General features: G+C 63.8%; 7 protein-coding genes. All 7 read right to left on the reverse strand.

Annotated features, from left to right (window positions below; all coding sequences use genetic code 11):
• Window positions 1-5,995 precede the first annotated feature (5,995 nt).
• On the reverse strand, window positions 5,996-6,889 hold the full coding sequence (locus I6B53_RS10955) for a ParA family protein (protein ID WP_216764242.1): 894 nt from the start codon (window positions 6,887-6,889) through the stop codon (window positions 5,996-5,998).
• Between the two features lie 126 nt (window positions 6,890-7,015).
• On the reverse strand, window positions 7,016-7,636 hold the full coding sequence (gene rsmG / locus I6B53_RS10960; RefSeq protein ID WP_253954042.1) for a 16S rRNA (guanine(527)-N(7))-methyltransferase RsmG: 621 nt from the start codon (window positions 7,634-7,636) through the stop codon (window positions 7,016-7,018).
• 116 nt (window positions 7,637-7,752) lie between these two features.
• Entirely contained in the window at window positions 7,753-8,319 is a 567-nt protein-coding gene (locus tag I6B53_RS10965; protein ID WP_216764243.1) for a R3H domain-containing nucleic acid-binding protein, read from the reverse strand.
• A 113-nt stretch (window positions 8,320-8,432) separates the two neighbouring features.
• Window positions 8,433-9,887, reverse strand: a complete 1,455-nt coding sequence (gene yidC, locus I6B53_RS10970) for a membrane protein insertase YidC (protein ID WP_216764244.1) — start codon at window positions 9,885-9,887, stop codon at window positions 8,433-8,435.
• 13 nt (window positions 9,888-9,900) lie between these two features.
• Window positions 9,901-10,368 (reverse strand): membrane protein insertion efficiency factor YidD, encoded by a 468-nt coding sequence (gene yidD / locus I6B53_RS10975; protein ID WP_216764245.1) that lies wholly within the window; start codon window positions 10,366-10,368, stop codon window positions 9,901-9,903.
• Window positions 10,365-10,727 (reverse strand): ribonuclease P protein component, encoded by a 363-nt coding sequence (gene rnpA / locus I6B53_RS10980; RefSeq protein WP_216764246.1) that lies wholly within the window; start codon window positions 10,725-10,727, stop codon window positions 10,365-10,367. Before rnpA ends, yidD begins: the two co-directional genes overlap by 4 nt.
• 8 nt (window positions 10,728-10,735) lie before the next feature.
• The gene (gene rpmH / locus I6B53_RS10985; protein ID WP_216764247.1) at window positions 10,736-10,876 is read right to left on the reverse strand and encodes a 50S ribosomal protein L34; all 141 of its coding nucleotides are present in this window, start codon (window positions 10,874-10,876) and stop codon (window positions 10,736-10,738) included.
• Window positions 10,877-11,357 lie beyond the last annotated feature (481 nt).

Here is an 11,357-nt window from a genome sequence, read left to right on the forward strand (position 1 = left end):
ACTCGCACAGGAAAGGCATCAATCACAGCCCTGTGTACAGCAGGCACCCACGCCAACCATCCCTGCACGTAGGGAAGCCATGGTCATGGCCAACATCGGCTTCCCGTCCGAGGACGCCCATCTCTGTACGTGGGGAGGCCATCCGCGCGGACCAGCGAAGCCCAGTGCGCACCGCACTCACCCCTGCGCGTGGGCAGGCCATCGCCGAGACCTGTTTGCCTTCAATATACGCCCGGCTTCCAGGGAAGCCGGGTTGCCTGGAGGCGTCGGTATTCCGACCGTGTGCCAACCGTCAGGTCGGCTGAGCGTGGCGTGCCGCAAGCACTCGCGCCCATCGGAGCCATTGTCATTGACGCGGCGAACTGATTGCCGCAAGGTCTGTGAAGAGGAAGTCCAGGGCCGTCGTGTGGGAGAGGGGCCTTCCGAACTCAACAGCACGGTAGATACGACGCCCGATGGCGACACAGCATGGACCGTGAGTGGGTAGCTCATTTCCCCACTGCGCACCACGTCAGCCGGCGTGTGTACCGGGCCGGGTTGGGCCAGGGGATGCAACTGCACCCACGTACTGCCGCATCGGAGCGGCTTGCCTGCTATGCACCTCAGGAACCGAAGTGACTTTGCAGCAGGGTTCATTCGGCATCGAGAGCCGACCTCGGGGACGGAAGGACTCCACCCTGCGCAGTGACGGCCCCGCAATCCCTGTCTCTGTCTCTTCACCGAGCGAGGGATGCGATCCCAGATCGACTCCTCTGTCCGAAGGTTCCGGGCAAGGGCTTCACATGTTTCACGTGGAACACAGCATCTGAGCTTGCGTGTCTTCGACCTACTCGCCTCTGCATGGTTGCAGACCGGCGGTGGAGTCGCAGGTCAATCGCTTCAGTCCACAAGCCCACAAGCCCACAAGCCCACAAGCCCACAAGCCCACAAGCCCACAAGCCCACAAGCCCACAAGGAATTGTCGATCGCCGCTCGATTGCTCTCGCACGCATCTCATGAACGAAGACTGTCGACCAGTGCCGGCAACTCGAAGACGATGTCTCTTCGGCTCCTCGGATGCGGCCACAGTCCCTTCACGTCCACTACGTTGGCCCGACATTCACAGTCAATGCGCAATCCCGGAACCGCGCCATGAGTGCCGATCCGCCCGTGCCTTCTGCTCCCTTCAGAAGACTCTTTGGTCCAAGCCGCGCTGCTCACCTGCACGCGTGCAGATTCACGTGGGGCTCCACGCCCAAGCCCACAGTGTCGCACAGGTGTGTGAGGTCAAAGCAGAGCGATCACCGTTTCACGTGAAACCGTGCATCGGTGCCCGCGTCCATCGTCTTCCTCGGTTCGAGCCCCAGTCGCATCATCCGATCCTCACTCAGTATCCTTCTTCGATCTGCGCCCCGGGGCGAGTCATCTGACGCTGTTTCACGTGAAACAGCATCTTGCGGCCTTCGGCCACCTGACTCTCTCTTGCCCGGTGTTGAGGGATGCAAGCTCTCTTGCCGCAGCTCGCCATGCGAGCCGACTCTCGGATTGCCTTTGGCAGTGCCCGCGTGACCAATCGCCCGATGCCCTGTCTCCCGGAGGCTGCTCGTGCCTGGCCCTCTCAACCGACCACGAAAGCGGGCCCGAGGTCTGCCCGGACAATGGTGGAGCCTTCTCCATTCGTGGGCTGTGAGCGGCCGATCGAGCGTCATTGCCTTCGGCACCCGATCCGCTGCACCGCTCTGGCGAGGCCACACATCTCGCAATGACGTCAGCAGCGGAACCGGCGACCCGGTCGCGAGGGCGCTGGAACTCTCCGCGCAGGACCAGGCTCTCGCCTCGCCAACGCCGGGTGCGCCACCAGGATGTCGCCTCGTCTGAACTCCGGCTGCGGGTAACGCACGGTGGACAAAGGTGAAGCCTTGGCGTCAGCAACTACAGAGGCGACGGGCGCCTATGGCGCTCAAGTTTCACGCCACCGTTCGCCCTGGGCCGGTCAGGACGATGGGCCGAGCCATGGTCGGATCCGCCGGGGCGACCGCCTGAGCGCTCCCGCCACGGTGTACCCGTCCTTCGTGGATCCACGTAGAAGACGTACGTCGATCGGACAGGGGCGGCATCGAGCAAAGGTTGATGCTTTTTGACCCTAGGCATTGGGTCGGCACGATGAGGTCTATCGCACGATCGATGAGGACTGCACCCGCTCCAGGGGAAAGGGCACACCGGTTTTCGCCAGGTATCGACATCCGGCAACTTGATTTGACCTTTGGGGCCATCCTCACGTTTCACGTGAAACAGGGGCACTTCTACTGTTGGGCATGTACATACTGCCTCCGACATCCGGCCGGCAGTGCGCGTCCATGACCAAGGACGGCAAGGCAGCGTCGACCCCCGGTCCACGAAGCCGCGTGCGCATCAGGTCTCCCGGGTAGCGGGCGTTCGTGATGCTTGTCGATCTGTTTCACGTGAAACACTCCGAAATGCTTCCGCCAACCGCAGCCACCCACCTCTCGGACAAATGGACTCTGGGAGTGCTCCACTACCAGTCTCAGAACGGACGCTTCCGTGAATCCGCAGCGGTGCTTCAAGCACCCTTTGCCGCACAGTCGGCGGCCCACAGTCGGCTGATCCGCTTTGCGCCTGGTGTTCAGCCTCGCGCGCAAACCGCTCTCCTCGGCCGCCTCATTTCGTGGCGTCCAAGCGCCCACACCCCATTTCGCCTCCAATCTCGATACGTCGGCCAGGACTCCGAAGACTCTCAACGTCAACCCCACTCCTCTCGAAGGTGTAGGTGGCCCCATGACTGGCAGCTGGCATGGCATGCCTCGAACCCAATCACGCGGTCTGTCGACCATCTGCTCTCCCTCTTCGCCCATCTGGCCATGTCGACATGGCCAACGCGCAGCACGGACAGAATGCTCGATCGTCGACGACGACCGGCACGCCAGTGATTCCCAAGCCATTGACACCGCGTTCTGCACTGGGTGTCAGCGTGAACGCACTCGGTCTGGCTTCGCTTCCAATGCGCGATGACGAGAAGTTCCCATCCTGCGTTTCACGTGAAACAGAGGCGACCTCCTCCCGTCCGACGGGCAAGCGCTCTCGACTCATGTGGAGGTCTCAAAGTCATGCGCCTTCGCCGCCTGCGTTCCGACATAGGGGCCCGGCGCTGTCAGCTCGACACCAGCCAACACTGCCTCGCTTTTGAAAAGGTACCAACTCTGCGAACAGCCGATCCCGATCACCGCCGGCTCGATCTCTGGGCCCATTTCCCAAACGACCCGATGGAACACTCATGCTCGACAAATCCGACCTGTCGCGTACGGTCCTTCTTCGTCACACGCCACATCGCAGTGCCATCCTCGGCCACCTGGCCCGTGATCAGGAGGATCATGTCCGAAGTGAAGCCTGACCATCTCCGTGGAACGGCACCTTGGGCACGCTCCTCCGATCGCATGTGTACGTGTTTCACGTGAAACAGGCGATCCAGCAAGCGTCGCACTCCCACATTCATCTTCTTGTGCTCACCCGTTCTCGGCCTCCACGGTCAGTGGGCCCATCAGATCTCAGGCCGAGCCCCAGTAGACAAATGGCAGGGTCCCACTGCGCCACGGAGTCCCACATTCGCTTCGAAAAATACGGACCCACGTTGGCATGCAGCTTCCAGCACTCTCTCTCAGGATCATGGCTCCTCGCCGCCCGTGGCCCTTCGGACCGGATTCAAGCAATGCCCTGCTCACCAGCATCCCCGCTCAAACCCGATTGGTCACCGCGCCTCTCATCGCTCCAAACCCAGCCCCTCGCCCATGACCTCCTGGTGCCGACGATTCACACAGCCGATGCATTGGCATCACCGAAGGGAAACCTTGCTGACTGGCTGTCGAGCCCAACACCGTTCACATCTAAGTCCGCTGCATGCTCTGGGGCTGGCCAATGGCCACAATGTCCACCAATGTCCACCGCTTGATCTGGCATTCAGTACATCCGTCATACACAGTCCACGCCCCGTCGAGCCGCCGCAGCACCTTCAGCCCTTCCATTGGTGGCTCCAGATCCGGACCGTCGACATCCTCAGGTCTCGCCTCTGCATCACCGCAGGAGTCTCCATTGCCGTGCTCCTGGCCCTGTGCCTCTCCAACCACTCGCTGATGGTGCCGCCCAATCGACCTAGCTTGACCCCATCCGACATGTTCCACGTGAAACATCCTCTGCCGGCCGCCGGAGTCCTCGATTCCACCCCATCAGCTGACAACTCGACCACAATGCGCCTCCATCTCCAATTCGGAACGGCTCAACAGTGGGTCGCCCTTCGCTGCTACGACCACTCTTCGCCGCAGAGAATGTGGCAATTCGGCGGCACACCCCGCCTCCACGACACTGACGCACCCGTTGTCGCCAGGCAGGTGGCTCCACGGCGGCGCGCGCTTTCGCGCATTGGGATGACTGTTTGATTCAGAGCACGACTGCACCCGGTCCACCAGGGTTGAGATGTTCCACGTGAAACACGGCCTGTACTTGCGCAAACCCTGCAGACGGTCCACCCGCTGCGCCTCTCCAATCAATCCGCCCATCGAGAATCCCTCTTCTGGTCGTTGTTCCACGTGAAACAGCCCCACAGGATCGCTGCCACCCTGACTGCCTCCGAGTCCTTCTCTCCGCTTGACATGTCGCCGCGCGCAGACACATCGCCGCCAGAGCAGCCACAGTGATCCCACGGCCAGGCCGCCACATGACTTGATGCGCTCCCTTGCCACACCAGAGCAAAGGGCACCGAGCCTCCACCGGACAGGAGACCCATTCGTCACCATGAGCAGTCCCTCCATTGCCGGAGCCGAAAGTCAGGAACCTCCGATCCACAAGCATGAAGCCGAACTCCGCACATGTTTGGCCGGACTTCACGCGACCCGAATTCTCCCTCGTGGGCGGGCGGGCAAGTACTCAACTCCTTCAGCAGAGTGCCTTTTCCCAAGTCTCCAATGACTCGACGCCGGCCAGGCCATGACCGCATGATCCCAGTGCCCGTCCCTCCCAGGGTCCAGGAGCAGTTCTCGAAGGAATCGGCCGGCGCCAGGTGGCCGGTACCAGGTGGCCTGTGCCCGATGACCGCTGATTCGAGACTCAATCTGCCCGAGGAAGACAGAACTGCTGCATGCGAGGCACCGTGAGACTGTTTCACGTGGAACGCTGCCACGACCTGTCACTCTCGGCTGCGTACCGCACCTTGCCGAATGCACTGTCTTCGGCCACCCACTCGCCCAACCTTCGCCCACATGCCAATGCACACTGGTCCAGACATGCTCTTCTTTGGATGCCCTTCCCCGGAACTTCCGCCATTCGGGCAGTCGGAGCACTCTCCACGACGTCTGGGAATCCTCGTACTCAGCTGCGTCAGAGGCTCCTGTCTCCGTCAAGCGCCGACCAGCCGAGCGCAACTCCTCCGGCAACCCAATTGGAGGAGAGTTCATCTGCGAGGTGTCGCACGTCGGAGGCAACGCCGAATCAAAGAGGCATCGCTCCCAACGCCGGTTGGACATGCCCTCTCCGAAGTTTCACGTGAAACGCGATCACGGCCAGGACCGGTGAACAGCGCCCTGAGCGGACCCGGGCACTCCGAATCAACACACACGCTCAGTACTGACTCCGACAAAGGTCGGGCATTGAGCCCCGACAGCAGACAAATCAATTCGAAGCAGCACCGAGTGGATGTGCAAAAGACGCCAATTGGCACCCAGGCCCATCGGCTTGACAGGCGTTTTTGCAGGTCAGAAGAGGTTTGAGCTCCATCTGACAAAGCGAAGTCACGCTCCGGGAGCCATGATCCACTCGAAGCAGCAGAGCCCCGCCCTCGCCACCGTCACCGCCGTGGTCACCGTCACCGCATGCGACGACACACGAGAAATCGACAGGAGGCGCAACCCCTCCCATCCAGCGGCGGCACTACGGCAGAAAGCGAAAGCGCCTCACCCGACCCGTGGCGCGTCCGCGACAGTCATGGCCCACCGAGCACACCTCGTCGGCTTCACCCCTGGCCGGTGGCCGCCTGAAGGCGCCAACTCAACTCAAGAGCGGCCTTCCGGTACGCAAGCGCACCAGCACACCTGTCGTCATAGGTGATGACCGTCTGCCCGTAGGACGGAGCCTCCGAGACACGAATCGATCGCGGAATGACAGTCTGCAGCGGAATCTCGCCGAAGTGCGAACGAACCTCTTCCTCGACCTCCTGGCTCAAACGTGTCCGCCGATCCGCCATGGTCAGCAGCATCGTCGAGACCCGAAGCCGCGGATTCAGGCTGCCCGAGATCCTTTCGATCGTCGACAGCAGCTGGCTCAGGCCCTCCAGCGCGTAGTACTCCGTCTGAACGGGGATGAGGACCTCATCCGCGGCAACCAGCACATTCAAGGTCACCAGACCAAGCGACGGCGGACAGTCCACCATGACCACATCCACCTCGGGACCGGACTCCAGGAACTCCTCCATGGCATCAGCGATCCGGTGCTCCCGCCGGTCAAGGTCCACCAGCTCGATCTCCGCGCCTGACAGGTCGATGGTCGCCGGGCACACCAGCACATTCTCCTGGTCCGGGCACTGCTGGACGACATCGGCGAATGAGGCCTCGCCGATGATGACGTCGTAGGTCGAGGGCACACCGGCTCCGTGATCGACACCCAAGGCGCTTGAGGCGTTCCCCTGGGCATCCGCATCGACCACCAGAACTCGAAGGCCTCCCACACCCAACGCTGCTGCAAGGTTCACGGTGGTCGTCGTCTTTCCGACACCACCCTTTTGATTGGCCACCGCCACGACCCGGGGAGAGGACGGACGACCGAAGGTCGACCGGTCCAACATGATCCGGTCCCGCATGTTCTCCGCCACCTGTGCGGCAAGCGGGTTCACCCCGGAGATCTCATCCATGGACTCCACCTCTTCCATTCCTCGCCCGTCATTCTATGGGCCATCACCCACGGCACGCCCGGGGCGCAACCCGACCACGAGCGCCACCGACCCGCAGCGCGGGCCTGTGGGAAAGTCCTGGTCACCTCATACGCGAGTGCACACGACGACGTAGGTCGCCTCGTCCTCCATGACCGACGGAACCTCATGGACCGTGGCCTTGAGGTGGTGGCGCCTGAGCTCGGCTGCGGCGTCCTCGACCTCGATCGGCGCGCGACGCCCCTTGAGAGCGACCATCCGGCCACCCGGGGCGATGAGTTTGGAGGTGATGCGCACCAGTTTGGACATGTTCGCCACCGCCCGAGCCGTCACCACATTGGCCTTGCCCTTGCCGCGCAGTTCCTCGGCGCGAGCATGGTGGATCATCACATTGTCCAGACCCAGGGCATCGACCACATCCGAGAGCCACTCACAGCGCCTCTGCATCGGCTCGGCCAGGTGCACGTCCAACTCCGGCCTGGTGATCGCGACGATGATGCCCGGCAGCCCAGCCCCAGAACCCACATCCAGGACGACACCCTTGCGGGGCAGGAAGTCGAGGATCGCAGCGGAGTTGACGATGTGGCGCGACCACAGGCGCGGCAGTTCGCGCGGACCGATGAGTCCGCGTAGCTCGCCCTCCTCCTCCAGCATGTGCGCAAACTCTTCCACGTCGGCGAAGGAGGGACCGAAGAGCTTACGCACCGCATCCGTCGGCGATTCGAGCACGACCTCCCGCGCATCCGGGCTCGGCGCAGCGCCTGCGCCTCGCGGGTCGTCAGTTCGGGAGCGACCTCCAGGATCTGGGGCCGCAGCCTCCTCCGAGGCGTCGGTTCCGGCAGGAGTCACTGGTCTTCGCCCTCCGATTCGCTGTGGCCCTTCGACTCGCCTCTATCGACATCAACTTCGACATCCTCGGTCTCGACCTCGGCCAGGATGACGACCCGCCGATGCGGCTCCACACCCTCGGACTCCGAGATCAGACCCGCCGCTGCGACCACATCGTGGCAGACCTTGCGTTCGAAGGGGTTCATCGGCTCCAGACGCTGATCCTGCCCGGTGGTGCGCACGCGGGTGATCGCCTCCTCGGTCAGGGCCTGCAGCTGGGCCTTGCGTCCGGCCCGGTGGCCGGCGACGTCCAGCATGAGGCGGGAACGGTCACCGGTCTCGGTCTGGACGGCCAGTCGGGTCAGCTCCTGGAGGGCGTCGAGCACCTCTCCGTCGTCACCGACCAAGTGGTCCAGGGCGCCGGGGATCTCCGAAAGGATTTCCACGGAGGCACGACCGTTCTCCACGTCGATCTCGATGTCGCCGTCCAGGTCGGCGATGTCCAGAAGTTCCTCGAGGTAGTCGGCGGCCAGCTCGCCCTCTTCCTCGAGGCGGCTCAACTTCTCCTTGGTGGTGTCGCTCATCGTGTTCTCACTTCCTGTACGGGGCGGCGGGGTGCGTGCTCCCCTGGGTCTGGGACGAGGGCGCCCGGGTCGCGGCGACCTCAGTACGGGCGAAGGCGCAGCCTCGCCGTGGATCAGCGCTTGCGCTTTCGACGCCCGCGCATGTCCTTCTTGCGCTGCTGGCGACGACGTTCGATCTCTTCGGGGGTCAACTCGGTACTGAGGGCATCGCGGCGGGCGGCGCGGCGCTGCTCCTGCTCACTGAGCCCACTGGCACCGGCGGCGCTCGACTCCTGGCCGTTGTCACCGGCCCCGCCGGAGGTCTCGCCCGGCGCGTCCTTGGCCTCGCGCGGCGAGCCAGCACCACCGGCCGCAGCCTGACGCTCCGCCTCGACCCTGCGCTGCTCACGCGAGAGTTTGCGGCGCTGCTCGCGGCTGGCGGATTGTTCGCGCCTGTCCTGTGTGCGCTCGGCCGCCCTGTGGATGGCGCGCATCCACTGCTCGTCGGGCAGGGTGTCCCACTCCTGGCCGGCCAAGTTGCGGTAGACGCCCAGGATCTCGCCCTCGGACATGGTCTCCGGGAAGTTCGAGTTGATGCGCTGGGCCTTGGCGCGCGTACGCACATCGGTGAGGGTCCGGGTGTCCAGGTCGGCCAAGGCCTCGGAGTCGCTGCGGGCGATGCCGGCGCGGGCGCGGTCGTATTCGGCGAAGAAGGGGCGCGCCCACTCCTGGTACTTCGACTGGCGCTTGGCGACCAGTTCCGAATGGGCCTCGGAGCCGGGGGTCGGCATGTACATGATCGTCCACAGGGACTGGCCCAGCGACCACACGGTGGTGGTGACCATGTAGACCAACAGACCCATCTGGAAGAAGAAGCCGGTGCCGATGAACATCACCGGCATCACGTACATCATCATCTTCGTGGACTGGGCCATCGGGTTGTTCGGGTCGGCCTGGGCCGGCATGTTCTTCGTCATTGACAGTCGCATGCTGAAGAACTGCATGATGACCATGGCGGCGATCATGATGATGAACACGGCCTTGCCGGCAATGTCCGGCGTGTCGGAGAACATGTGCGAGGTCGGCACGCCGAAGACGGTCGAGTCGACGATCTCCTTGGCCACGGTCTGGGTGATCGGGCCCAGTGAATCGGCGGCCACCCCCTGGTAGGTGAAAGTGCCCTTTGCCAAGTCACTGGCGGCGAAAATCGCCCGGTACATGGCGAAGAGGATCGGCATCTGCACCAGCAGCGGCAGGCAGGAGGCGAAGGGGCTGGTGCCGTGCTTCTTGAACAGCGCCATCTGTTCCTCGCCCATCTTCTGCTTCGAAGCGGCGTCGGTCTTGCCCTTGTACTTCTCCTGCAGCTTCTTGAGTTCAGGCTGCAGGGCCTGCATCCCTCGCGAACTCTTGATCTGCTTGTAGAACAGCGGCAGGATCGCCGCGCGCACGACGATGGTCACCAGGATGATCGACAGGATCCACGCGAAGCCCGCTCCTGAACCCAGACCCACGAACACCAGGGCGTTGTGGATCCACACCCACACCCAGGCGATGGCGACAGCGAACGGGTGGAGAATCTGCTCCCACATGTGTGGTGCTCCTTCAGGACGGGCGGACGCCGGCTGCGTCCACGGTCAGCCCGGACGTTTCCGGGGAGGTCTGTGTGGTCACGAGGGCGGGCCCGTCCTCGTGGGAGTGTGCCGCGTGTGCGCGGATGGCCCTGGGCGAAACGGTGGTGCCGTCGTCCCAGTCCTCGATGCGCTCCAGGCCCATCGGGAAAGGCGGGTCGAGGTCGAGGTGTCCGGCCCAGTCCTCGGGCGGGACCCATTCTTCACTCTTCCAGCGGCCCTTGGCGGGAACTCGGTCGACACCTCCGTGGCTCCACGGGTTGCAGCGCAGAACCCTCCATGCGGCCAAGGCCAGTCCCTTGAACGGACCGTGCACCGTCAGAGCTTCGAGGGCGTAGCTCGAGCAGCTCGGCGAGTAGCGGCAGCAGGGCGGTGTGGCCGGTGAGATGAAACGTCGGTAGACGTGGATGGGCAGGGAAAGAACCCGACTCAGGATCCTCATCGGCCACCCCCCACTTCCCATTTGCGCCAGGCGCGTCCCAATGCGTTGTCGAGGGCGGATCCCAGGTCTGCGCTGTGGCGACCCACTGCGCCGGCGTTGACTCGCACGACGACCCGGGCCCCCACGGGCAGTGAGGGAATCCTCGATGCCATGAGGTGACGCAGTTGGCGGCGCACCCGGTTGCGTGCGGTGGCCTTGGGCACGTCCCTCTTGGCGACGACGAAACCGACGAGGGGCTCTTGGGGCTCCTCGTCGGTTCGACAGTGCACGACGACCACAGCATTGCCCGCCCGCGATCCGCTGCGGATCGCGGAGCGGAAGTCCGCCGGATCCACCATGCGGTGCGCGCGGGGCAACACCGAAGGTCTCAGGCGGACAGGCTCTTGCGACCCTTGCGACGGCGCGCGGCCAGGATGGCGCGGCCGGCGCGGGTGCTCATGCGCAGACGGAAGCCGTGCGTCTTGGAACGACGACGGTTGTTGGGCTGGAAGGTCCGCTTGGTGGTCACTTGTCTCTCGTCTCCGTGGAGGAACGGGTGGGTCCCGTTCGGCGGCTGGTCCTGACGTCTCCACCGGAACTGTTGTCCGCAGGAGACGGCCGGCGCCCGGAATGCCGGGCACATACGAACACCCAGACTATGTGGGGCCCAGCGCACACGTCAACGCGTGCCGCCTCTGTGTGGTCGAGTCCTCGTCCTCTCCTCCCCCCACACTCATCCACACCTGTGGACATCTCTGTGGAACACGGCGTCCACAAAGGGTGAGCGCACCTCGCCTCGGCACCGTCGGAGCACATCGGGCTTTTCTCGGCATCGCCCCGAAACGGCCGTGTAACTACAGTCTTGTCATTATGTGAGCTCTCATCCACAGGTTCTTCCCCAACCTGTGGAAAGCCAGTGGACGGGCTACAGTTGAGGCCCGTGGACGGCGCTCACCACCCGTGACCCGTCGTGTCGGAACTCACGCGCACGAAATACTCCGGAGGCCCAT

Source organism: Schaalia sp. 19OD2882, assembly GCF_018986735.1.
Lineage (GTDB): Bacteria > Actinomycetota > Actinomycetes > Actinomycetales > Actinomycetaceae > Pauljensenia.